Origin of the sequence: Streptococcus sp. CL6.35 (assembly GCF_049737915.1) — a bacterium.
In the GTDB taxonomy this organism is placed as follows: domain Bacteria; phylum Bacillota; class Bacilli; order Lactobacillales; family Streptococcaceae; genus Streptococcus.
Window position 1 is genome coordinate 92,761 of record NZ_JBKOTU010000002.1, and the last position, 24,500, is coordinate 117,260.

At 40.7% G+C, this 24,500-nt stretch carries 28 protein-coding genes and 1 pseudogene; 27 read left to right on the forward strand and 2 right to left on the reverse strand.

Going from position 1 to position 24,500, the window contains the following annotated elements:
• Positions 1–38: 38 nt before the first annotated feature.
• Together ACLNCP_RS03025 and ACLNCP_RS03030 are read right to left on the reverse strand one after the other, a co-directional pair.
• Entirely contained in the window at positions 39–1,034 is a 996-nt protein-coding gene (locus ACLNCP_RS03025) for a virulence RhuM family protein (RefSeq protein ID WP_001004338.1), read from the reverse strand.
• A 383-nt stretch (positions 1,035–1,417) separates the two neighbouring features.
• Positions 1,418–1,867, reverse strand: a complete 450-nt coding sequence (locus ACLNCP_RS03030; protein ID WP_001080845.1) for a helix-turn-helix domain-containing protein — start codon at positions 1,865–1,867, stop codon at positions 1,418–1,420.
• Positions 1,868–2,073: 206 nt separating this feature from the next.
• Here ACLNCP_RS03030 and ACLNCP_RS03035 point away from each other — a divergent pair, with 206 nt between their 5' ends.
• The 27 genes and pseudogenes from ACLNCP_RS03035 to ACLNCP_RS03165 all read left to right on the forward strand — a co-directional run bounded on the left by ACLNCP_RS03035 (position 2,074) and on the right by ACLNCP_RS03165 (position 24,469).
• Positions 2,074–2,274 carry a helix-turn-helix transcriptional regulator gene (locus ACLNCP_RS03035; RefSeq protein WP_000040969.1) on the forward strand — a complete coding sequence of 67 codons (201 nt, stop codon included), beginning with the start codon at positions 2,074–2,076 and terminating at the stop codon, positions 2,272–2,274.
• A 15-nt stretch (positions 2,275–2,289) separates the two neighbouring features.
• Positions 2,290–3,060 carry a BRO family protein gene (locus ACLNCP_RS03040; protein ID WP_000828333.1) on the forward strand — a complete coding sequence of 257 codons (771 nt, stop codon included), beginning with the start codon at positions 2,290–2,292 and terminating at the stop codon, positions 3,058–3,060.
• On the forward strand, positions 3,051–3,677 hold the full coding sequence (locus tag ACLNCP_RS03045; RefSeq protein ID WP_000424670.1) for a Rha family transcriptional regulator: 627 nt from the start codon (positions 3,051–3,053) through the stop codon (positions 3,675–3,677). Before ACLNCP_RS03040 ends, ACLNCP_RS03045 begins: the two co-directional genes overlap by 10 nt.
• A 441-nt stretch (positions 3,678–4,118) precedes the next feature.
• Positions 4,119–4,571, forward strand: a complete 453-nt coding sequence (locus ACLNCP_RS03050; RefSeq protein ID WP_000393196.1) for a hypothetical protein — start codon at positions 4,119–4,121, stop codon at positions 4,569–4,571.
• Complete coding sequence (locus ACLNCP_RS03055; protein ID WP_000171271.1) at positions 4,568–4,768, forward strand: hypothetical protein; 201 nt, start codon at positions 4,568–4,570, stop codon at positions 4,766–4,768. Before ACLNCP_RS03050 ends, ACLNCP_RS03055 begins: the two co-directional genes overlap by 4 nt.
• Position 4,769: 1 nt before the next feature.
• Positions 4,770–4,985, forward strand: coding sequence for a hypothetical protein (locus ACLNCP_RS03060; RefSeq protein ID WP_025171189.1), 216 nt, complete (start codon positions 4,770–4,772; stop codon positions 4,983–4,985).
• On the forward strand, positions 4,982–5,275 hold the full coding sequence (locus tag ACLNCP_RS03065; protein WP_261053277.1) for a hypothetical protein: 294 nt from the start codon (positions 4,982–4,984) through the stop codon (positions 5,273–5,275). Before ACLNCP_RS03060 ends, ACLNCP_RS03065 begins: the two co-directional genes overlap by 4 nt.
• Positions 5,256–5,597 (forward strand): hypothetical protein, encoded by a 342-nt coding sequence (locus ACLNCP_RS03070; RefSeq protein ID WP_000058834.1) that lies wholly within the window; start codon positions 5,256–5,258, stop codon positions 5,595–5,597. The genes ACLNCP_RS03065 and ACLNCP_RS03070 overlap by 20 nt, the downstream gene beginning before the upstream one ends.
• Complete coding sequence (locus tag ACLNCP_RS03075; protein ID WP_000492136.1) at positions 5,590–5,865, forward strand: hypothetical protein; 276 nt, start codon at positions 5,590–5,592, stop codon at positions 5,863–5,865. Before ACLNCP_RS03070 ends, ACLNCP_RS03075 begins: the two co-directional genes overlap by 8 nt.
• Positions 5,858–6,004, forward strand: a complete 147-nt coding sequence (locus tag ACLNCP_RS03080) for a hypothetical protein (RefSeq protein WP_000534152.1) — start codon at positions 5,858–5,860, stop codon at positions 6,002–6,004. The genes ACLNCP_RS03075 and ACLNCP_RS03080 overlap by 8 nt, the downstream gene beginning before the upstream one ends.
• Before the next feature lies 1 nt (position 6,005).
• Positions 6,006–6,816: pseudogene (locus tag ACLNCP_RS03085) on the forward strand (primase alpha helix C-terminal domain-containing protein).
• A gap of 163 nt (positions 6,817–6,979) precedes the next feature.
• Positions 6,980–8,476: a phage/plasmid primase, P4 family gene (locus ACLNCP_RS03090; protein ID WP_000785436.1), complete on the forward strand. Its 1,497-nt coding sequence runs from the start codon at positions 6,980–6,982 to the stop codon at positions 8,474–8,476.
• Positions 8,477–8,791: 315 nt separating this feature from the next.
• Positions 8,792–8,968 (forward strand): hypothetical protein, encoded by a 177-nt coding sequence (locus tag ACLNCP_RS03095; RefSeq protein WP_000694570.1) that lies wholly within the window; start codon positions 8,792–8,794, stop codon positions 8,966–8,968.
• An 83-nt stretch (positions 8,969–9,051) separates the two neighbouring features.
• Positions 9,052–9,582, forward strand: a complete 531-nt coding sequence (locus ACLNCP_RS03100; RefSeq protein ID WP_247953413.1) for a hypothetical protein — start codon at positions 9,052–9,054, stop codon at positions 9,580–9,582.
• A 71-nt stretch (positions 9,583–9,653) separates the two neighbouring features.
• Positions 9,654–10,157, forward strand: a complete 504-nt coding sequence (locus ACLNCP_RS03105; protein ID WP_000811080.1) for a hypothetical protein — start codon at positions 9,654–9,656, stop codon at positions 10,155–10,157.
• Between the two features lie 360 nt (positions 10,158–10,517).
• A complete protein-coding gene (locus tag ACLNCP_RS03110) occupies positions 10,518–10,832 on the forward strand; it encodes a hypothetical protein (protein WP_000439027.1) in 315 nt (104 codons plus the stop codon).
• Positions 10,833–11,525: 693 nt separating this feature from the next.
• On the forward strand, positions 11,526–11,945 hold the full coding sequence (locus ACLNCP_RS03115) for a DUF1492 domain-containing protein (protein WP_424844017.1): 420 nt from the start codon (positions 11,526–11,528) through the stop codon (positions 11,943–11,945).
• The gene (locus ACLNCP_RS03120) at positions 11,945–12,337 is read left to right on the forward strand and encodes a hypothetical protein (protein ID WP_000417881.1); all 393 of its coding nucleotides are present in this window, start codon (positions 11,945–11,947) and stop codon (positions 12,335–12,337) included. Before ACLNCP_RS03115 ends, ACLNCP_RS03120 begins: the two co-directional genes overlap by 1 nt.
• A 102-nt stretch (positions 12,338–12,439) precedes the next feature.
• Entirely contained in the window at positions 12,440–12,649 is a 210-nt protein-coding gene (locus ACLNCP_RS03125) for a hypothetical protein (RefSeq protein ID WP_001110380.1), read from the forward strand.
• Positions 12,650–13,031: 382 nt separating this feature from the next.
• Positions 13,032–14,312, forward strand: coding sequence for a glycoside hydrolase family 125 protein (locus ACLNCP_RS03130; RefSeq protein WP_049543199.1), 1,281 nt, complete (start codon positions 13,032–13,034; stop codon positions 14,310–14,312).
• Between the two features lie 98 nt (positions 14,313–14,410).
• Entirely contained in the window at positions 14,411–17,056 is a 2,646-nt protein-coding gene (locus tag ACLNCP_RS03135) for an alpha-mannosidase (protein ID WP_261029064.1), read from the forward strand.
• Positions 17,057–17,138: 82 nt separating this feature from the next.
• Positions 17,139–18,008: an ROK family protein gene (locus ACLNCP_RS03140; protein ID WP_045612445.1), complete on the forward strand. Its 870-nt coding sequence runs from the start codon at positions 17,139–17,141 to the stop codon at positions 18,006–18,008.
• Positions 18,002–19,882: a beta-N-acetylhexosaminidase gene (locus ACLNCP_RS03145; RefSeq protein WP_424844018.1), complete on the forward strand. Its 1,881-nt coding sequence runs from the start codon at positions 18,002–18,004 to the stop codon at positions 19,880–19,882. The genes ACLNCP_RS03140 and ACLNCP_RS03145 overlap by 7 nt, the downstream gene beginning before the upstream one ends.
• Positions 19,883–20,092: 210 nt before the next feature.
• On the forward strand, positions 20,093–21,022 hold the full coding sequence (locus ACLNCP_RS03150) for an ABC transporter permease (RefSeq protein WP_001032152.1): 930 nt from the start codon (positions 20,093–20,095) through the stop codon (positions 21,020–21,022).
• Positions 21,023–21,035: 13 nt separating this feature from the next.
• Positions 21,036–21,959: a carbohydrate ABC transporter permease gene (locus tag ACLNCP_RS03155; protein ID WP_000818353.1), complete on the forward strand. Its 924-nt coding sequence runs from the start codon at positions 21,036–21,038 to the stop codon at positions 21,957–21,959.
• 103 nt (positions 21,960–22,062) lie between these two features.
• Positions 22,063–23,547: an ABC transporter substrate-binding protein gene (locus ACLNCP_RS03160; protein ID WP_000800391.1), complete on the forward strand. Its 1,485-nt coding sequence runs from the start codon at positions 22,063–22,065 to the stop codon at positions 23,545–23,547.
• 232 nt (positions 23,548–23,779) lie between these two features.
• Positions 23,780–24,469 (forward strand): CPBP family intramembrane glutamic endopeptidase, encoded by a 690-nt coding sequence (locus ACLNCP_RS03165; protein ID WP_049543195.1) that lies wholly within the window; start codon positions 23,780–23,782, stop codon positions 24,467–24,469.
• Positions 24,470–24,500: the final 31 nt, after the last annotated feature.

Sequence of the window (24,500 nt, forward strand, 5' to 3'; positions counted from 1 at the left end):
GGCTAATATGGGCTTGTTTATAGTAAACGGGCATGTATTTAAAGTTTTTTATCGTCAGTTAGCTGTTTTAAAGTTTTTTCAAAGTCCGAGTTTATCTTTTGAGTTTTGTTGAATAGTTGGTATTCTGCTTTTGCTTTATCTTTCGCAACCTTGGAAGTGATTTTTCCATGACCTTCTAAAATATCGTATTCTTGGAAAGTCAAAAAGCGGTCAATGCTTTGGGCTAGTTGTTGCATTGTCTGAGCTTTTCGCTGTTCTATCTGTCTTTCCAGGTAATCAAAATAGCTAGATATTCCTCTTTCAAGGGAACGGATTTCTGTTTCTGAAAGGTAATTCTTTGCTATTTGGGTATCTGCTTGCAGTATGCGACCGTTAGGGGAGTTTTTCCACGTTGTAAGTCCCATGTTGTCTTTTGTATGGTCAGCTTTCGTGTAGATAATTTCCGCAGCAGTTTGGCCAGTAATTGCATAATGAAACTTATTCTGTACATCAGCATAGAATTGCTTAGTCAATGTACTTTGTGGATCATAGTCAATAGAGATTTCTGCAAAAATATCTGTAATCTGCAACCATATACGACGCTCACTAGCTCGGATAGAACGCACGCGCTCCAAGAGCTCACGGAAATAGTCTTTTTCCAGCAAGTTTTCGCCTTGTTTCAGACGGTTGTCATCCATGGCGAACCCTTTTATCATGTACTCACGAAGTACCGAAGTAGCCCACTGTCTAAATCTCGTAGCTTTTTGGGAATTGACACGATAACCAACTGAAATGATGGCGTCAAGATTGTAGTAAGTAATTAAGTAATTCTTCCCATCGGTAGCAGTTGTTTCCATTTTGGAAATAACTGAATCTTCTTCTAATTCGCCCTCTTCAAAGATATTTTTTAGGTGTTTACTAATTGCAGGAACACCGACATCGAAAAGTCTAGCCATTTCTTTCTGACTAGCCCAGATAGTTTCGCCTTTGATGATGACACTAGCTGTCTCGCTATCGTTATCAGCGGTATAGATTAAGAATTGTAATTCGTTCATGAAATCCTTTCTAAAATATTGTAAGTGGTTGACATTTGTTGACATCAACAAAATTAGTAGATATGGGGCTTATATGAGCTTGAAGCTCGAACGAAGCTTGAGAATCCACGCGCTTCAGGATTGTTGAACATTGTGGCGCGTGGGTATGGTATAGGTCGCATTTTAAATGCAAGAGTGGTATAATGATGTTGTAAATACCTAACCTTTAGCTTATTTTCAGTTAGGTACTATTAGACAAGTTGGCAGTAGCTAGCTTGTCTTTTTTTGTTGCTATTTGTCAATTTTGCCCATTTTTGCGCTTTAGTTTGAAAAATCGGCTTTCTATTCTTCAATTTCCCCCGTTTTTGCACTTTAGAGAGTGGAAAGTGGAAATTTATTTGATATTAATCGTTATCTTTTTTAAATGATACTGCATCTTTCTTTGCAAATTTTTTTGCAATAGTTCTAAGTAGTTCTCTCTCATCATCTGTGCAGAAAAAGTAGTTAAGCATCAATTCTAGGGCGAATGGTTCAAGATGCTTTCTTAATTTTTCATAGTCATAAAAATCTAAATCGGTTTTTGATAATTGCATATAGTCAAATTCTTGCCATGAACGATACTCTCTTGGTGTTGGAATGTAACCATCAAATGGGTCTTTTTTACTATTTGTGTAATTTAGTAAGTATCCAACACTTACCCCAAAGTAATCAGCTAATTGTTTTGCTTTTTCTGGTTTGATTTGGCTTTCTCCATTTTCCCAATTTTGAAGAGTCCGATAATGAACCCCAATATTCTCAGCTAACTCTTTTTGAGATAGCTTTTTTTCTTGTCTTAATTCTTTCAATCTATTCATGCTTTATCACACCTTTCACAGATGATTATATACTATATCTTAGAAAAAGTACAATTTTTTTGTGCAAAAATTAAAAAAACAGTTGACAACAGAAAAAATATTGTGTATTATACAAATCAAGCATAGAAAAACTGTGCATAACCCCCTCCAACCTTTCACACTTTCAATCTATTCATGGAGGGGATTTTTTAGAAAGGGGGAAACCTATGAGCAAACTACGAGGCTATCGGGTTATGTTAGGACTAACTCAACAACAGATGGCGGACAAGCTAAAAATTTCTTTGCAGTCATACAACAACAAAGAATTAGGTAAAACGCCATTTAACGACAAGGAACGCCTAGCGATTAAGTCAATGGTTGCAGAAGTCAAATCAGATATAACCATAGATGAACTATTTTATAGCTAGAAAGGCAGGCAAGCAATGAAGAGGAACTATACAAGGGTCATCGATGAAATGCGAACCACTCACGGGCTGAACTTGGTAGCTATTGGCCAACGGATAGGCATAGATCCCCGAACAGTTGGCAAGTGGGCACAGGGCAAACATAAGCCCAACAAGGAAAGCAGAAAAAGACTAAATCAGTTATACAGAGAGGTTAAGCAAGATATGACAACACAGCAAAAAGATTTATGTGATTTTTTTGGGAACTTCTATCCCAAAGGAGAACCACACAACAAAAAGGAAGTTTTGGAAGTTGTAACAACTCAACGATTTGGATCTAAACACTTTGATGTTTATGGAGACATTCAAAATCCGTTATTTGTAGCGGTAGAGGTTGCTGAGATGATTGAAATCCAAAACACCACGGATTTACTAAAACGGGTAGATGATGATGAAAAGCTGACCTATGTAATATCTAGGGCAGGTCAAAAAAGAGAAATGAATATGCTGACAGAGTTCGGAGTCTATGAAGTTTTATCGCAGTCACGCAAACCACTAGCAAAAGAGTTTAAAAAAGTGGTCAAGCACATTCTGAAAGAAATCCGACTAAATGGCTACTACATGGCTGGGGAACTGGTGGAAGAACCACAGACCACTATAAAAGCCCCTGATACGTTGGCAGAGGCAGAGCGGTATTATATCGATACACTAGCCAAAGCCATTGCAGAGGCTCAAAATATGGACGAGAAGAGCCGTCTGACAAGCAAGTTAACCAAATTCATGCAGGAGGTAGAACCACAATGGAACTAGTCTACATGGACGGTAAAAAAGAGCCGTATACACTGAGCAGTATTGTGGCAGAATGCACGGGATTGCAACATCACACAATCACCAAGACGATCCGCAAACATCAAGCAAGATTTGAACAGTTCGGAAAGGTTGGATTTAAAATCCAAGCTATGGAGAGTGGCCAGAATACCAAGGACTATATTTTGAATGAGCAACAAGCAACCTTGTTAGTTACATTCTTAAAGAACACCGAGCAAGTGGCCAACTTCAAAACCAACCTGGTCAAAGCATTCTTTGAAATGCGTGATGAACTTTCTAAGTTCCGTATGCAGAGGGCGCTAGAAAAGCCAAAAAGAAAAACACTGCATGACAGTATTGAGAACTGGGAGGCAAAACCCAAGCACGCGCATAGCACCATGAACAACTTGCTACTGAAAGCAGTAACCGACAGGAACGCTAAGCAGTTAAGGGAAGAACGTGGGGGCTATAATGGCATCGATAGCTTGACAAGTGACGAGCTGGAGCAATACCAGGCATTTGAAGACATGGTCATAGCTATGATTGGCTTGAATATGAGTTACCAAGAAATCAAGGCTATGGCATTCAGAAATAAAAAAACACGCCAAAGAAGCGCGTGATAGCAACAAAAAAAGGCTTAGCAATAACCACACCGCAGAGCCTTTCACACTAACACTAAAACGAATTTAACAAAGCAGGCAAGCTATTATCAAAGAGGTTTTAGTAAAGATTTATACCTAGATTATAGCATATTTAGGGCAATTTGACCATACGGAGAGCGCCAACTCTTAAAACTGGTACTTTCTCACGCTTTCAATTTGGCGACTCTGAGCGTGAAGATATCGTCTATACGAAACAACTCAAAAAGCCCCACGCTCTCAAAACTTTGGCGAGTCTGAGCGTGAGGAACTTCATTGCAAGAAAAACTGTATAAGAAACAACCATTCAAAATCCCCACACTCGCCATCGCCCAACTTTGAGTGTGAGGATATCTAGTATAAGAAAAAAAGCATTAAAAGCTCTTAGGGCAATTACACAACATAGAAACAGAGGTAATAAACATGGAAGAAACAACATACGAGAATTTGACTAGACGTATAGACAGAATTAGCGCAGAAATGCTAGAAATTAGCGAAAAAAATGATCTATTCGGACTTTCTTTGTTGGCAAATCAGATAAAGTCTATCAAAGAAGATTTACACCGCTTACTTTGGATTGAACTTCCTGAATTGAATGACAGCCATAAAATCGAAGCACTCTCTAAAAGAACTACGGGAATGTTTTTCAACCCTGGTATTTTTGAAATGGACGCTATGCGACAAGCATTCTTTAAACGCCAAGCTAAGCACTTTTTTGACAATGAAGCAGAGCAACAGGCGTATATAGAACATGCTGAAAAGGAGTATTTAGAGGCTACTATAACCTTAAAAGATATTCTTTTTAACTCTAAAAAAGGAACTCAAAAAGCAAATAAAAGTTGTCTTATAGAGAAGTTTGAGGAGGCAATGCAATGACACTAGACCTAAACAATATGACACAATCAGAATTTGATGAAGTAATGGCTGAAATCAAGTCAGAACGCCCCAGCGTCTTTCAGTTTATTGCTGATTTTTTAGATAGAAAGGTAACACCCGAAGAGGTGGATGAGTTTTTGAAGATGGAGCGAACTGATCAAGTGGACTATATCAAGAATTACAAAGCGAGGGCATGACATGAATGAATTAGATTTGACCAATACACAGGCGGTAATCTGTATGGTTGTATTGATTGGCTTACTGCTTTATTTAAACCACCGAGACCGCAAAAAAAGCGCCCAATTTGAGCGAGAAAACCAACAGACGATAGAAACACCTAGCGAGAGTTTAAGCCCTGATTATGGGCGATATATCCAGCTTGCAGGGGTAAGAGTTTACGGAGGAATGAAATGAGTTACACAATGAATTTATACCCTGATATTGAAAAAATATCAGACGAACCTTATTTTACTAAAGATATTTTTCTAGCTACGTGTATGGACAATGCAACAAAGTTAGCTGTAACTATGGGCTTGTTGACAAAACAAACGTTGGATTTAGAGACTAAGACAGCTATTTTGAAAACCCTTGATACCATTATAGAAACTCAAAAAGATATTTTGCGAGGGGTAGCGAGCGGACAAATAACCTTTTTGAATAAAAGCAAAGGAGAGGAGGAACTGAATGAGCCTATCGGAGAATGATAAGCGAGTCTTAAGACTAATAAAAGTGGGGGCTGAGAACTCCATAACAGGGGCAGAAATAAGCCTGATCACTAAGCTAGCAGAAAGAACCGTGCAAGATATTATCAGCCGTCTAATCACGCGCCATAGCGTTCCTATTGTTGGGGTTCGACACGGAACATTTAGAGGATATTTTATCCCAGCTAACAAAGAGGAGCTACTGGACGGAGCAAAAACATTTTACAATCAGATACGAGAAGAAGAAAAGCGCCTAGCAGTGTTGATGAATAGCGACCTAGAAAGCTACAAAGAAACCTTGAAGGGGGCGGACGAATATGTTTAGCCTAAGCCGAGAAAGCGAGCAAGACCTAGCGCATGGCATTCTGGAGGTAGTGGAAAGATACCTGGAAGCGCGTGATACAGTCAAACCACGACTGACAGGTTTAATATCAGCCCAGGAAGTCATGGACGAGTTAGATATAAAATACATGACACTCCAAAAATGGGAAAAAGCAGGGCTAAGACGATACCATCCACCGCTTGAAGATACAAGAAAGGTTTACTATAAAATAACTGACATCTGGAAGTTTCTGGGGGTAGAAAATGGGTAGATACATGACAGAGCCAGCTTATGCTGGTATGAAGTTAGCCAAGGAAGATAAAACCAAGGTCAGACGCCCAAAGTTGAAGCAACTCAAAGAACGGAAACAACTGAAGAAACTGAGGAAGAAACGTCGGAAAGGGAGCTGATATGACGATTTACGAGGCTAGAGGCTTTCAGGGTAATCTTGTCTATCCATTTGATAAAATTGAGCCGTTCCAGTACATTGAACGCTTTAAGCCTTTGGTAGTCCCTGAAGGGGCAAACATTGAAGAATTTAAACGTACACAAGCGCCTTACTGTATCAGTGGGAAAGTGACGCCAGAAAAGCATGGCAGTTACAAGCGAAACAACTCCAGTCTAATCTATCGGGATTTGATTTTCCTTGATTATGATGATATACAGGGGACGACTGAGGGCTTTATAAAGGCTGTTTCTAGCGCTTTATTTGGCTACTCCTATATCTTATACCCAACTATTAAGCATAGCTTAGAAAAGCCCCGTTTTCGCCTTGTAGTGAAGCCTGATGATGTGATGAATGAGGCAACCTATAAGCAGGTAGTGAAAGAGATTGCTGATAAGATTGGGCTACCCTTTGACATGGCCAGTCTAACCTGGTCACAACTCCAAGGGCTACCAGTAACAACAGGCGACCCAGAAAGTTATCAAAAGATTGTGGAGCATGGTCTAGATTATCCAGTCCCCAAGGTTGAACCAAGAGCGAAGCAAGGAACTACTGAGCTTTACAAGCCTAGAGCAAGTGGCCAGAGGTCAATGACTATGAGGATCATTGACACGCTTTGTAGGCTTACTCTTTAATAAGTGGGTTGATTGTGACCTAGAGACCGCCTATGAACTTACTAAGATAGCCAATAGCGTGACAGTTGAACCATTGCCTATTGAAGAGCTAGACCGCACTTTTAGCAGTATAGCACGGGCTGAATATAGAAAGAGAGGATAGAACCATAGAACTAGAAGAATTAGGAAACCTAGAAAGTGAAATCTTAGAGGCGCGTGAAAGCGAAGATAAGCACTTTAAGACTTTCAAAGGTGTTAGGGGACAGCTTATCAAAGAGTGTCAAGAAATCAAGGACAAGGCTTATCAGCAAGCTTATGAAGAAGTTATGGCAGACAGCAAACACCTTGAAAATGTAAAGGCAGGCAGGTTGACCGAGGCCCAGCATGAAGAACTAGCCCAGCAGAAAGGCGAGGAAAAGAGCAGTAAGGCCTTACCAACTAATCCGCTGGGAGTTGCTATTATGTTAAAAAAGTACGTCCGATTTATTAGAATTAAGCCAGAGGCACAAGGGCAAAAAGCCCCATTATATTTCTATAATCCTGATTTTGGTATCTGGTTAGAGGATAATGAATTTTTGCAAGATCTTATTTCTGTCATTTATCCAAACGCAACGGAAAAACAGGCATTTGATACGCTTTATAAAATAGCTAGACAGAGCCAAATGAGGGAAATCCAAGGCAATTATACTGTAATTGGGAAACAGCTATACAATGCTAAGACAGGCATTTTTGAAGAAACGACACCAGAGATTACAGCAACAAGAAAGATAAAAACAGGTTATAGCCCTGGAGCAGAAGAGCCTATAATTAACGGCTGGAAGCCGACAGCTTGGCTTTTAGAGTTGTTTGACGGTGACAAGGAGCTTTATAACCTTGCTATCCAGATTATAAAAGCAAGCGTCACAGGGCAGTCTTTGCAAAAAATCTTTTGGCTTTTCGGTGAAGGTGGAACAGGAAAAGGAACTTTTCAGCAGCTACTTATAAACCTAGTTGGTATGGAAAATGTGGCAAGTTTGAAGATCACTGGTTTAACAAAAAGTCAATTTTCAACGTCTATATTATTGGGAAAGTCGCTTGTAATCGGTGATGATGTACAAAAGGACGCAGTAATTAGAGACACTTCAGATATGTTTAGCTTAGCAACAGGCGACATAATGACCATAGAGGACAAAGGGAAACGCCCTTATAGCATACGCCTTAATATGACGGTAGTACAATCTTCTAATGGTTTACCAAGAATGAACGGGGATAAATCAGCTATTGATAGGCGATTTAGAATTTTACCTTTTACCAAAATATTTAAAGGTAATCCTAACAAGGCTATCAAAGACGATTACATTAACCGCAAAGAAGTGCTGGAGTACCTGGTTAAGTTGGCTATTGAAACACCAATCGCTGACATTAACCCTACGAAGTCTATTGAAATACTTGAAGAACACCATAAGGACATGAACCCCGTTATTGATTTTGTTTCTAAGTTTTTTACTGATGAATTGACAAGTGAGTTTATTCCTAATAGTTTTGTCTATCACGTTTGGAAAGGTTTCCTAGAATACTATGGTATTAAAGAAAACAGGTCAGAAATGGGCTTACATCGAGAAATCAAAAGCAACCTGCCTGAAGGTTTCGCAGTTGGCCAGAAGGTTATCCCTGCAGGGCAACAGATCCATAAAGGTTTTTATCCTAAAGAAGACCTACCGCCGTTTGCAAGCGTAGCCTATGCTAATGGTAGGGCAACACCCGAAAAGCAGAAAAAGCCAAAGAATGAACGCGGGTATTACAACCATTGGCCAGAGTACAAAAAGAGAAGGAAAAGAAAATAAGAATTTTATACACTTTACACAGTAGGGCAAAAATTTTATACACTTAAAAACGTTGTCATATCAAGGGTTTTATACACTTTATACGAAAAACACGGAAATAAAAAAATTTCCTTATATCATGTTTCAGAAATAGAGTCCCTATTATCCCTATATATATTTTTATTTTAATGTATAAAGTGTATAAAACAATAGCAAAACCCTTGGTACTACTGACTTTATTTTTTATACACTTTTAAAAACAAGTGTATAAAATTTGTAAGAAGCGTATAAAAAAGGGGACAGAAAAATCAATTAAGTACAAAAGGAGTAAAAAACATGAAAATTAAACTATTTTTTTATTACAAATGGCAACAATCACTAGAAAATTTTGAACAGGAAGTAAATGATTTTATGGCGACCGTGCAGGTAATTGATGTAAAACATTCAACCGCAACCGTAGGAGATAGTGATGGTATGGGTGCGATTGCTGGTTTGCTAGTATTATACAGATAACAAAATGGGGTAGATAGTACCGACCCCCTTGCAATGGTGTAACTACTAGTGACACCCTTAAAAACAGAAAGAGGAAAAACAACATGACATTAAAAACATTTTCGGATAAAGCAAAAACATTTACTTTCACTTACTATTTTTGTGATCAGGCGACCGCTCAAGTAGCAGGTCACGCGCTACTGGGATATATGACTGGGACATATTGCCAGCCTGTAATCTCATTGACCTACAAGGATAAAGGCACGCTAGTAGCTGAGTATGTGGAAGATCACAAGCTAAACAAGACCTTTAAGCGTATTTGTGACAGTTTTAAAGACTACCACAAACAACCAGGAGAGGTTGAAGCATTTGAAGAACGTTACAAACGGGAGCGCGTGCTTCAACTCAAAGAGTCAGAGGACTTTGAGAGCTTGCTGAATAAGATCACAGACTACGAGCTGGAACTATTAGACTATGCTGATCGCTTGCTTTCTGATACGCCTATCCCTATGGACTCTATGACTGCTTTTGGTACGTTGGAAAAGCTAGGCGATGAAAGTATTAGCCTACTCCAAAAGTTGGACGTAGAGGGCGAATATAAAGGACTTGCTGGTTATACAGAGCATTTGAAGTAGAACACAGGGGGAGCAATCCCCTTTTTGCTATCAACCCAATAGTTTTGGGTTTTTCCATATAGGGGGAAATAATGAAGCAGTTAGCAATAGAAACAATCACTAAACCAATGAAGCTGAGAGGAATATCTAAGGGTATAGCCGAGTTGGACGGTCAACGTTTAGAGATTGATTTGGATAATTTAATGATTGATTTTGGTGGAGAGTCATTTGAATTAGACAGAATAGCAGGAACTAAGGGAGGTAATCGATATTTCTTTCTTTGCCCTGATTGTGGGAGACGGTGCAGGTTGCTTTATAAACGGTATTTATATTTTAGTTGCGGTACTTGTCTAGATATCCACAAGAGCACTCTGAACCGCAGTAAAACGGATTGCCAATACTACTGGGAGCTTGCACTAAAAGAAGCCAGAAAGGTAGAACCAGGGTGGAGTCCTAGACGTGGTAGATATATGTTTGATGGTTTCCCTGAAAGACCAAGGTATATGAAACGTGACAGGTATCATAAGCACTATAAGAAGTTTTTGAAGTATATTGAAAAAGGGGATAGATTTTGGCTGAATGGTTCGAGATTGTAGGATAATATGAAGTAGTGTGTAATTTACCAAACGAACAAATACTACATATTAGACGGTTTAAATGTTAAAAAAGCTAGATATATCAAGGATTTAAGTAAGTAGAGCGTTCCAAAAAGGGTGCGGTAAACGTTCCAAAAAAGGGTGAGGTAAGGATTAGGTTATATATAAAAAGTACAAGGTTAGTACAAGGTCACATACTTCAAAATACTAAGGTTTTACAAAGGTACAGGGCTTTTTTCTAGTGATAGAACCCCAAGGTTACCACAAGGTAGAGAGGTTTACCGAGGGTTAGAAAAGGTGAGGTTTTTGTGAAGTAGTGGCAAAAAAAATACCAAACGAACACCGTAGAAAGGATGCAATATGGAACGTGATAGCCGAGGGAGATTTTTACCAGGCAACCAAGTAGCAAAAGGCAACAGGGGCAACAGAAAGCCAAAATATGGCAATAGCAACGCTTTGAAGCATGGACTACGCAGAGGATATACTGGACTGTTACCAAGCCGAGAAGGTGGGGTATCTATATATAAAAATGGTGCATACCTTGGAACACTACCAGACAAGTATTTTAACCATTCTGAAGATGGAGCGCTTTGGGTAGATTATAGCGCGTGTCAGTATCTTGTATTAGTTTGTGGCTTGCCTGAAAGTATGTTTAGCGAACCAGAAGAATGGTAAGGGTCTATATACTTGAACTCCGAGCGAACGCCGAGAAAGTGGCTATCTCCCCCCTATCATTTATCAAGCAGATAAGCGGAGTTTTTACCCCTCTTATTTCCGATTTACTCCTTGCAGAATGACAAGCAGATAAGGACGACAATAAGCCTTCTTAATTACTTACAAAACGATAGGAAGTTAAGACGAATTTAAAAGCCCCTTATTTTCGTTTTTCTCCTTGTCAAACGGTAACGGTAAGGAAATAAGACAGGAAATAACATCGCTTATTTTGATTTTGCTCCCTGAAAAACTGTAAGGAGATAAGGAGACTTATTAGCTTCCTTAATTTGGATTTTCTCCTTACAAAATGATAGGGAAATAAGAACTAAAATAACTCCCCTTATTTTCCTACCAAATGACAGGGAGATAAGAGCGGTTTAAAAGTCTGTTATTTTGGATTTGTTGCTTACCAAATGATAAGCAGATAGGCAAAGAACTAACTTGCCTTAATTGCTTATCAAACCATAAGGAGATATGGGGGCTATCTCCCTCCCCACGCGCTTCTATGAGCTTCACCCGTCATTGTACATTTTTTCTCACGGGAAAGCATTTGAAGCTAGAGCGAACATAGAGAAATAGCAAAAAAAGCCAGCACAGGGCTGACTCCTTTGTGATATTCCGATAAAAATATTATATCATAGAGGAGGCCGAGGCATGACACCAGAGCAGGTAAAAGAAAAACTAGAGGGCGTTAAGTGGATAAGCAAGGAAATCAAAGGCTTATATTTGGAATTGGAGGCCCTGGAAGGTGGTATTATCAAAAAGCCAACACTAAGCCATAGCAGGGTACAGGCAAGCAGAGAGAACAAGACAGAGAACAATCTTATAAGTGTTCTAAAACTAAAAGAGGATACGCTTCAGAGGATTGAGCGACTTACTGAAGAGAGAATGGAAATATCTAGGCTGATTGATAAGTTGGTCAATCCGCTTGAGCGTTCTGTTCTAAGATTTTTTTATTTGAATAATCTTGTAGCTTTGGAAGTAGCTGAAGAAATAGGAAAATCAAGAACAAATGTATACTTAATTAGGCAAAAAGCTATAGAACACTTGAGCAAGGTGGAAGGAGCGAACTAATGGAGCTGGATAAGTTTAAAACGATGATGAACGTCAGAGAGCGGATGACTTACTTTCTACGTTTCCAGAGGATGGCAGGAAGTGAAAACCAAGTTACGATAGATGAAGAGGCTTGGGAACTTATCTTACCTGATCAGTGGAATTTGAGCGGTGAGCATGAAAAAGCAATCCGTGAGGGATTGGAGATATTCGCCCAAGACATCAACAGCATAGAGAACAAACGAGCCAGAAAATACTTTATTATCCATTATTGCTACATGAGGAAGAAAACAATGAGTGAATGCGTAGAGATGGCAGGTACTAGCTCCACTAGCTACCACCGATACAAACAGATAGCCGTCTTAAACTTTGCGAGAATCCACCAGAACGGAGAGCTAGAAGTGTATAAGTAGGCAAATGTAGGCTGAGACTTCATATTTGCCCATTGTATAAAGATAATATTGAAAAGTTTGCGAAAAAGGATTATACTGAAGTTGTAGCACAAGAGAAAACTCTTGAATTATTATCTCAAGCATTCGACTTTGAATTTGGAAGGATTGAATGATATGGTTAAAAAAGATATTTATGATTGGCCAGAAGGCGAAGACGACAATCTGGATGAATTGTTAAAAAAAGCCTATGAACGAAATAAGAATAAAACTGTTGAGGAGTTAGATGCCGAATGGGATGAATTTGTCAAGAGTCTAAAACTTGAAACGATTTAAATAAGCACCTAGAACAATCTAAGTGCTTTTTGATATGAGTTATTTTTGCCTTTTATATACTACGTGGTATAATGAACCTATCAGCAATAAAAAAAGCACGTTTGACCGTGCTAGTTTCTTGCCTGCTGAACTCGTCAAATCTTAGCCCTTTTGTGGGGCTTTTTTGCTCCCCTTTTTGCGTACTTTGGGGGAGCAAGTATTAAAAAGTAATGTTAGTATTTTTTGTTAAAAAGCGCGTGATATAAGGGTCAGGAAGCCCTAAGGAAACCTAAAATAATAATTCTTTTATTATGTAGAAAAATGACTATCATTTGTGTATGTATTTTCTGTCTCAAAAGCTATATACTGAAAATGAAACTTGTTTGAAAGAGGATACTGCACGATGATTTATTCAAAAGAAATTGTTAGAGAATGGCTAGATGAAGTGGCAGAGCGAGCTAAGGACCATCCAGAGTGGGTGGATGTTTTCGAGCGTTGTTACACAGACACCTTGGACAATACGGTTGAAATCCTAGAAGATGGTTCAACCTTTGTGCTCACAGGAGATATTCCTGCTATGTGGCTTCGAGATTCGACAGCTCAACTCAGACCCTACCTTCATGTGGCTAAAAGAGATGCCCTCCTGCGTCAGACCATTGCAGGTTTGGTCAAACGTCAGATGACCTTGGTACTCAAGGATCCTTATGCCAATTCCTTCAACATTGAGGAAAACTGGAAGGGGCACCACGAGACCGACCATACAGACCTTAATGGCTGGATTTGGGAACGCAAGTACGAGGTGGACTCGCTTTGCTATCCTTTGCAGTTGGCTTATCTCCTCTGGAAAGAGACTGGCGAGACTAGTCAGTTTGATGAGACTTTTGTCGCAGCGACCAAGGAAATCCTCCATCTGTGGACGGTGGAACAAGACCACAAGAACTCTCCTTATCGTTTTGTCCGAGATACGGACCGCAAGGAAGACACCTTGGTAAATGATGGCTTTGGACCTGATTTTGCAGTGACAGGTATGACTTGGTCAGCCTTTCGTCCGAGTGATGATTGCTGTCAGTATAGTTACTTGATTCCGTCAAATATGTTTGCAGCAGTAGTCTTGGGTTATGTGCAAGAAATCTTTACAGAATTGAATCTAGCTGATAGCGAGAGTGTCATCGCAGACGCTAAACGTCTGCAAGAAGAGATCCAAGAAGGTATCGAAAACTATGCTTACACCACCAACAGCAAGGGCGAAAAGATTTATGCCTTTGAAGTGGATGGTCTAGGAAATGCCAGCATCATGGATGATCCAAACGTTCCAAGTTTGTTGGCTGCGCCTTATCTGGGCTACTGCGATGTCAACGATGAAGTGTATCAAGCAACTCGTCGTACCATTCTGAGCCCTGAAAATCCATACTTCTACCAAGGAGAATACGCTAGCGGTCTCGGAAGTTCTCACACCTTCTATCGCTATATCTGGCCCATTGCCCTTTCTATCCAAGGTTTGACAACAAGAGATAAGGCAGAGAAAAAATTCTTGCTGGACCAGCTGGTTGCTTGCGATGGTGGTACAGGTGTTATGCACGAAAGCTTCCACGTGGATGACCCAACTCTTTATTCTCGTGAATGGTTCTCTTGGGCCAACATGATGTTCTGTGAATTGGTCTTGGATTACTTGGATATCCGCTAAGGAACACGCTTTAGCGCAACTGATTTTTGGAAAGAATCACAAATTTACATTTAAAACGTTAACAATAAAAATTTAAATTTAGAATGAGGTTTTACTTCATGGAAAATGTTGTCGTACATATTATCTCACATAGTCACTGGGACCGTGAGTGGTACTTGCCTTTTGAAAGCCACCGTATGCAGTTGGTGGAATTATTTGACAATCTCTTTGATCTCTTTGAAAATGACCCTGAGTTCAAGAGCTTCCACTTGGATGGACAAACTATTGTCCTTGATGACTACTTGGAGATTCGCCCTGAAAATCGCGACAAAGTCCAACGATACATCGACGAAGGCAAACTTAAAATTGGTCCTTTTTACATCTTGCAAGATGACTACTTGATTTCAAGTGAAGCCAATGTCCGCAACACTCTTATCGGTCAGCAGGAGGCTGCAAAATGGGGCAAATCTACTCAGATTGGTTACTTCCCAGATACCTTTGGAAATATGGGACAAGCGCCTCAAATTCTTCAAAAATCAGGCATTCACGTGGCAGCCTTTGGTCGTGGTGTGAAGCCGATTGGATTTGACAACCAAGTTCTCGAAGATGAGCAGTTTACTTCCCAGTTTTCAGAAATGTACTGGCAGGGTGCGGACGGAAGTCGTGTCCTCGGGATTCTCTTTGCCAACTGGTACAGTAATGGGAATGAAATTCCAGTTGATAAAGACGAGGCCTTGACCTTCTGGAAACAAAAATTGTCAGATGTGCGTGATTACGCTTCGACCAACCAATGGTTGATGATGAACGGATGTGACCACCAGCCTGTACAGAAAAATCTGAGCGAAGCCATTCGTGTGGCAAATGAACTCTTCCCAGATGTAACCTTTGTTCATAGTTCTTTTGATGAATATGTTCAAGCTGTGGAAAGTGCTCTACCAGAGCAGTTATCAACGGTTACAGGTGAGTTGACCAGTCAGGAAACAGATGGCTGGTACACACTTGCCAACACTTCTTCATCTCGTATTTATCTCAAACAAGCCTTCCAAGAAAATAGCAACCTTCTAGAGCAAGTTGTAGAACCCTTGACGATTATCACTGGGGGCCACAACCACAAGGATCAGTTGACCTATGCTTGGAAAACACTTTTGCAGAATGCGCCACATGATAGCATCTGTGGCTGTAGCGTGGACGAGGTTCACCGCGAAATGGAAACTCGTTTTGCCAAGGTAAACCAAGTCGGAAACTTTGTTAAGAGCAATCTTCTTAACGAGTGGAAGGGTAAAATCGCTACAGCTAAGGCTCAAAGTGACTATCTCTTTACTGTCATTAACACAGGCTTGCATGATAAGGTCGATACTGTCAGCACAGTGATTGATGTTGCGACTTGTGATTTTAAGGAATTGCACCCAACAGAAGGTTATAAGAAGATGGCTGATCTTACCTTGCCAAGTTACCGTGTGGAGGATTTGGATGGTCGTCCTGTAGAGGCTAAAATCGAAGACCTCGGAGCTAATTTTGAGTACGATTTACCAAAAGACAAGTTCCGCCAAGCTCGTATTGCTCGACAAGTGCGCGTGACCATTCCAGTTCACCTAGCACCGCTTTCTTGGACAACCTTCCAATTGCTGGAAGGAGAGCAAGCACACCGTGAGGGTATTTACCAAAACGGAGTGATTGATACACCATTTGTAACGGTGAGTGTGGATGACAATATCACAGTTTATGATAAGACAACTCACGAAGCCTATGAAGATTTTATCCGCTTTGAAGACCGTGGTGACATCGGAAACGAGTATATCTATTTCCAACCAAAAGGAACAGAGCCAATCTATGCAGAGCTTAAGGGCTACGAGGTCTTGGAAAACACAGCTCGCTACGCTAAGATTTTGCTCAAACATGAATTGACCGTGCCTGTCAGTGCCGATGAAAAGCTAGAAGAAGAGCAAAAAGGTATCATCGAGTTTATGAAGCGTGAGGCGGGACGTTCAGAAGAATTGACAAGCATTCCTCTGGAAACTGAGTTGACTGTCTTTGTTGACAACCCACAAATCCGTTGCAAGACTCGCTTTACTAACACTGCCAAAGACCACCGTATCCGTCTCTTGGTCAAGACTCATAACACGCGTCCAAGCAATGATTCTGAAAGCATCTATGAGGTGGTGACACGACCAAACAAACCAGCAGCTTCATGGGAAAATCCTGAAAATCCTCAACACCAACAAGCCTTTGTTAGTCTGTATGACGATGAAAAAGGAGTGACGGTAGCCAATAAGGGATTGAATGAATACGAAATCCTTGGAGACGACACTATTGCAGTGACTATTTTGCGTGCATCAGGTGAGCTAGGTGACTGGGGTTACTTCCCAACACCAGAAGCTCAATGCTTGCGTGAGTTTGAAGTCGAGTTTGCGCTTGAATGCCACCAAGCTCAAGAACGCTTCTCAGCCTATCGTCGTGCTAAAGCCTTGCAGACACCATTTACTAGCCTTCAGATTGCTAAACAAGAAGGAAGCGTGGCTGCGACTGGTAGCCTCTTGAACCATTTTGTTCTCAGCATACCGCAAATCTGTCCAACAGCCTTTAAGGTAGCTGAAAATGGAGAAGGCTATGTGCTTCGTTACTACAATATGTGTAGTGAAAATGTGCGTGTACCGGAAAGTCAACATCTCTTCCTTGACCTACTTGAACGACCATACCCCGTTCATAGAGGCCTCATTTCACCACAAGAGATTCGTACAGAATTTATCAAAAAAGAAGAAATTTAATTTCAAAAAGTAAACATAAAGAGAAAGGAGGGGCGAAAAAGTAAGAACTAACTGCTGATTCGCCCCTTTTATGGTAAAAACAATGACCATTGCAACGATTGATATCGGAGGGACTGGGATTAAGTTTGCCAGTCTGACTCCTGATGGGAAAATACTGAATAAGACAAGCATTCCAACGCCTGAAAGTTTGGAGGATTTACTAGCTTGGTTAGACCAGCGCTTGTCAGAGCAGGATTACAGTGGGATTGCTTTGAGCGTTCCAGGCGCGGTCAATCAAGAAACAGGTGTGATTGATGGTTTCAGTGCCGTGCCCTACATCCACGGATTTTCTTGGTATGAGGCGCTTGCTCATCATCAGCTACCTGTCCATCTAGAAAATGATGCCAACTGTGTTGGACTCAGTGAATTACTAGCACATCCAGAGATTGAAAATGCAGCCTGTGTCGTGATTGGGACAGGGATTGGCGGAGCCATGATTATCAATGGTAGACTTCATCGAGGTCGCCACGGCCTGGGTGGAGAATTTGGCTACATGACCACCCTTGCCCCTGCTGAAAAGCTCAACAACTGGTCGCAACTAGCGTCAACTGGGAATATGGTACGCTACGTGATTGAAAAATCTGGTCAGACTGATTGGGACGGTCGCAAGATTTACCAAGAGGCCGAAGCAGGAAATGCCCTTTGTCAAGAAGCCATTGAGCGCATGAACCGCAATCTGGCGCAAGGCTTGCTCAATATCCAATATCTCATCGACCCAGATGTCATCAGTCTGGGAGGCTCTATCAGTCAAAATCCAGATTTTATTCAAGGTGTCAAGAAGGCTGTTGATAACTTTGTCGATACCTACGAAGAATACACGGTCGCACCAGTTATCCAAGCTTGCACCTATCATGCAGATGCCAATCTCTACGGAGCCCTTGTCAACTGGCTACAGGAGGAAAATCAATGGTAAGATTTACAGGACTTAGTTCCAAACAAACTCAGGCAATTGACTTGCTGATAAAGCACATTCCGCTACCAGAGGTAGAGGTAGCTATCGCTCAATCTGACCAAGCTTCTATCTCTATCAAGGGTGAGGGTGGCCACTATCAATTGACCTACCGCAAACCCCACCAACTTTATCGTGCCTTGTCCTTGTTGGCAACAGCTCTAGTAGAAGGTGATAAAGTAGAGATTGAAGAGAAGGCGGCTTATGAAGATTTAGCCTACATGGCTGACTGTTCGCGCAATGCGGTGCTGAATGTGGCTGCTGCCAAGCAGATGATTGAGGTCTTGGCTCTCATGGGCTACTCAACCTTTGAGCTCTACATGGAAGACACCTACCAAATTGAAGGGCAGCCTTACTTTGGCTATTTCCGTGGAGCCTACTCCGCTGAGGAGTTGCAGGAAATTGAAGCCTATGCCCAGCAGTTTGACATGACCTTTGTGCCTTGCATCCAGACCTTGGCCCACTTGTCAGCCTTCGTCAAATGGGGTGTCAAGGAAGTGCAAGAACTCCGTGATGTGGAGGATATTCTTCTCATTGGCGAAGAAAAGGTTTATAACCTGATTGATGGCATGTTTGCCACTCTGTCTAAGCTGCAGACACGCAAGGTCAATATCGGGATGGACGAAGCCCACTTGGTTGGCTTGGGACGCTACTTGATTCTGAACGGTGTTGTGGATCGTAGTCTCCTCATGTGCCAACACTTGGAGCGCGTGCTGGATATTGCTGACAAGTATGGTTTCCACTGCCAGATGTGGAGCGATATGTTCTTTAAACTTATGTCAGCAGATGGCCAGTACGACCGTGATGTGGAAATTCCAGAAGAAACTCGTGTCTACCTAGACCGTCTCAAAGACCGTGTGACTTTGGTTTACTGGGACTATTATCAGGATAGCGAGGAAAAATACAATCGCAACTTCCGTAATCACCACAAGATTAGCCAAGATATCGCCTTTGCAGGAGGTGCTTGGAAGTGGATTGGTTTCACACCCAATAACCATTTCAGCCGTCTCATCGCAGTCGAAGCTAATAAAGCCTGCCGTGCCAATGATATCAAAGAAGTCATCGTGACGGGTTGGGGGGACAATGGTGGTGAAACTGCCCAGTTTTCTATCCTACCAAGCTTGCAAATCTGGGCAGAACTCAGCTACCGCAATAACCTAGACCGTTTGTCTGCTCATTTCCAGACCAATACAGGTCTATCGGTTGAGGACTTTATGCAGATTGACCTAGCTAATCTCTTGCCAGACCTACCAGGTAATCTCAGCGGGATCAATCCTAACCGCTATGTCTTTTATCAGGATGTTCTCTGTCCGATTCTTGACCGACACATGACACCTGAACAGGACAAGCCCCACTTCGCTCAGGCAGCTGAGATTCTTGCTGACATTAAAGAAAAAGCTGGCAACTATGCCTACCTCTTTGAAACTCAGGCCCAGTTGAACCAGATTTTAAGTAGCAAAGTCGATGTGGGAAGACGCATCCGTCAGGCCTACCAAACAAACGATAAAGAAAGTATGCAAGAAATCGCAAGACAAGAGTTACCAAAACTTAGAAGCCAAATTGAAGACTTCCATGCTCTCTTTAGCAACCAATGGCTGAAGGAAAACAAGGTCTTTGGCTTGGATACAGTTGACATCCGTATGGGCGGACTCTTGCAACGCATCAAGCGCGCAGAAAGTCGCATCGAGGCTTATCTGGCAGGTCAGCTGGACCGCATCGATGAGTTAGAAGTGGCAATCTTACCATTTACAGACTTCTACGCAGACAAGGACTTCGCTGCCACAACAGCCAACCAGTGGCATACTATTGCGACAGCTTCAACCATTTATACGACCTAAAAAACAAGAACACCTTGCATTGGGCAGAGTGTTTCTCGTGAAACATCCCTTTCTTAAAAAAGTACTCCACATAAAATAATTTGTGGAGTTTTTTCTATAATTAGTAGTTTAACCTAACCTTCAAATAGGAGTATACTAATAATGTAATCGTTATCAAAAGTCTAAAAAGGAATTTTTAGATGGATATCAAAATAAAAAAGGGAGGAAATTATGAATAAGTTTTCAAAAACCTTGAGAGACAACTGGATCTTTCTCTTGATGGTTTTGCCAGGGGCACTCTGGTTGATTCTATTCTTCTACATTCCAGTATTTGGGAACGTGGTTGCCTTTAAAGACTACCACATGACCAGTAATGGATTTATAGATAGTATCGTGAATAGTAAATGGGTCGGACTCGATAATTTCAGATTCTTGTTTAGTTCAAAAGACGCCTTTATTATCACACGAAATACTGTCCTCTACAATCTAGGCTTTATCTTTATCGGTTTGATTGTATCAGTAGGGATTGCCATCATCTTAAGTGAACTCCGTTCTAAGAGAATGGTTAAGATCTTCCAAACTTCTATGTTGTTCCCTTACTTCTTGTCTTGGGTTATCATCAGTTTCTTTACAGATGCCTTCCTAAACATTGATAAAGGGGTGTTCAACCATTTCCTAGAATCTATTGGAATGAAGGAAATCAATTTCTACGCTGATTTGGGTATCTGGCCATATCTCCTACTTTTCCTAGGTATTTGGAAAGGCTTTGGATATAGCAGTGTCATGTACTATGCAACAATCATGGGAATTGATCCAACCTACTACGAAGCAGCAACAGTGGACGGGGCTAGCAAATGGCAACGAATTCGCAATGTAACCATTCCGCAGTTGACACCATTGGTAACTGTATTGACCATCCTTGCAGTCGGAAACATCTTCCGTGCAGACTTTGGTCTCTTCTACCAAATCCCCCACAATGCTGGTCAGCTTTATAACGTAACCAACGTCTTGGATGTATATGTTTATAACGGTTTGACTCAGACAGCGGATATCGGGATGGCTTCAGCAGCAGGTCTCTACCAATCAGTTGTCGGCTTGATTCTTGTTATCCTATCAAACTTACTTGCAAGACGAGTTGATCCAAACTCAGCCTTGTTCTAGAAAGGAGGAGAATATGGCAGAAAAGAAAATTAAAAAAGAAAAAATTGATAATGTCGGCATTCACTCCTTCAGTAAGAAAGCAGATATCTTCTTTAGTACCATTTCTGGTTTGGTTGCCCTCTCTTGTATCCTACCCTTTGTATTCGTTATTGTTATCTCTGTGACAGATGAAAAGAGTATCCTCCAAAATGGATATAGCTTCTTCCCATCTCAATTTGGCTTAGACGGTTTTGAGTTCTTGGCACAATTTAAGGATAAAATTCTCCAAGCCCTCTTCATCTCAGTCTTTGTAACAGTGGTGGGGACTATCACAAACGTTTTTATCACAACAACTTATGCCTACGCTATTTCACGGACAACCTTTAAGTATCGCAGATTCTTTACGATTTTTGCCCTTCTTAGTATGTTGTTTAACGCGGGTTTGGTACCGGGCTATATCGTGGTAACTCGTTTACTTCAACTTGGTGATACAGTTTGGGCCTTGATTGTTCCAATGCTTCTCTCACCATTTAACATCATCTTGATGCGTTCCTTCTTCAAGAAGACCATTCCAGAAGCCATTCTAGAATCCGCTCGTATCGATGGTGCTAGTGAGGCCCGGATTTTCTTCCAAATCTGTTTGCCATTGTCATTACCAGGTATCGCAACCATCACGCTTTTGACAGCTCTTGGTTTCTGGAATGACTGGTTCAACGCCCTTCTTTACATCAAGAGTGACAACTTGTATCCATTGCAATATTTGCTCATGCAAATCCAGCAAAATATGGATTACATCGCCAAAGCAGTCGGTCTATCTGGTCAACTGGGAGTTGCTCTTCCAAAAGAAACAGGTCGTATGGCCATGGTTGTGGTCGCAACCCTTCCAATCGCGATTCTGTATCCATTCTTCCAACGCTACTTTGTAAAAGGTTTGACTATCGGTGGTGTGAAAGAATAGCGATTGTCGAGAAAAATCATTTCTCATTTCCAAACTTCCCTTGCGTGAAGTTAAGATCATTATATTGTTTATAAGTTTAAAAATAAAAAAAGGAGTTTTTGTCATGAAAAACTGGAAAAAATATGCTTTTGCATCTGCTAGCGTAGTCGCTTTGGCTGCTGGTCTCGCTGCTTGTGGAAACCTTTCAGGTAACAGTAAAAAAGCTGCTGACTCAGCTTCAGGTGAAAAAACTGTTATCAAAATGTACCAAATCGGTGACAAACCAGATAACTTAGATGAATTGCTAGAAAATGCTAACAAAATCATCGGTGAAAAAGTTGGTGCTAAATTGGATATCCAATATCTTGGATGGGGTGACTATGATAAGAAAATGTCAGTTATCACATCATCTGGTGAAAACTACGATATCGCCTTTGCATCTAACTATGTTGTAAATGCTCAAAAAGGTGCCTATGCTGACTTGACTGACTTGTATAAGAAAGAAGGGGCAGAGCTTTATAAAGCACTTGACCCAGCTTACATCAAAGGTAACAGCATTAACGGTAAAATTTACGCAGTTCCAGTTGCAGCCAACGTTGCATCATCTCAAAACTTCGCTTTCAACGGAACTCTTCTTGCTAAATACGGTATCGATATTTCAGGTGTCACTTCATATGAAACACTTGAACCAGTCTTGAAACAAATCAAAGAAAAAGCTCCAGATGTAGTGCCATTTGCGGTTACTAAGAACTTCATCCCATCTGATAACTTTGACTACCCAGTTCCAAACGGACTTCCATTCGTTATCGACCTTGAAGGGGACACTACTAAGATCGTAAACCGTTACGAAGTGCCTCGCTTTAAAGAACACTTGAAGACTCTTCACAAATTCTATGAAGCTGGATACATTCCAAAAGACGTAGCAACAAGCGATACTTCATTTGACCTTCAACAAGATACTTGGTTCGTTCGTGAAGAAACAGTAGGACCAGCTGACTACGGTAACAGCTTGCTTTCACGTGTTGCGAACAAAGATATCCAAATCAAACCAATCACTAACTTCATCAAGAAAAACCAAACAACACAAGTTGCTAACTTTGTTATCTCAAACAACTCTAAGAACAAAGAAAAATCAATGGAAGTGTTGAACCTCTTGAACACTAACCCAGAACTCTTGAATGGTCTTGTTTATGGTCCAGAAGGCAAGAACTGGGAAAAAATTCCAGGTAAAGAAAACCGTGTTAAAGTCCTTGATGGCTACAAAGGAAACACTCACATGGGTGGATGGAACACTGGTAACAACTGGATCCTTTACATCAACGAAAACGTTACAGACCAACAAATCGAAGATTCTAAGAAACAGTTGGCTGAAGCTAAAGAATCTCCAGCACTTGGATTCATCTTTAACACTGACAATGTGAAATCTGAAATCTCAGCAATCTCTAACACAATGCAACAATTCGATACAGCTATCAACACTGGTACTGTAGACCCAGACAAAGCTATTCCAGAATTGATGGAAAAATTGAAATCTGAAGGTGCTTACGATAAAGTATTGAACGAAATGCAAAAACAATACGATGAATTCTTGAAAAACAAAAAATCATAAGATCAATTGATTTCGTGTATTCATTCCTAATTCCTAAAAATTGAATCACTGTTTTCCTCAGGCTTATCTGGGGGAGGCAGTGATTTTTTGAAACGAGAGCATAGATATCCGTGTTTTCTTATCACTATTTAACCATTCAGGAAATCTTAAGCACCATTTAGGATTTGGAGTAAGGATTTAGGAAAATATCGCTTATATTAGAGATGTTCCAAGTTTACAACGGAGGGTTCACATGAAAAAGTATCAACTTCTATTCAAAATAAGTGCAGTTTTCTCTTACTTATTTTTCGTATTTGGTCTTTCTCATCTGACGCTTATTGTTCAAAATTATTGGCAATTTTCTTCCCAGATTGGCAATTTCGTCTGGATTCAAAATCTTTTGAGTTTGCTATTTAGTGGAGTCATGATTTGGATTCTGTTTAAGACAGGGCACGGCTATCTTTTTCGCATTCCGAGAAAAAAATGGCTTTGGTATTCGATTTTGACAGTATTAGTGGTAGTGCTCCAGATCTCTTTTAACGTTCAGACAGCTAAACATGTTCAGTCAACTGCTGAAGGTTGGGCTGTATTGATCGGTTATAGTGGGACCAACTTTGCTGAGCTAGGTATCTATATAACTTTGTTCTTTCTGACTCCACTTATGGAAGAGCTAATCTATAGAGGATTACTGCAACACGCCTTTTTTAAGCATTCGAGATTTGGCCTTGATTTGCTTCTTCCGTCAATTTTATTTGCTCTTCCTCATTTTTCAAGCCTGCCTAGTTTGTTAGATATCTTCGTCTTTGCAACATCTGGCATCATCTTTGCTAGTTTGACCCGCTATACCAAGAGCATTTATCCATCCTATGCGGTGCATGTGATTAATAATATTTTCGCAACATTACCATTTTTGCTGACTTTTTTACATAGGGTGTTTGGGTAAATACTGGCGCGAGAGTTAGGAATGATAGCTT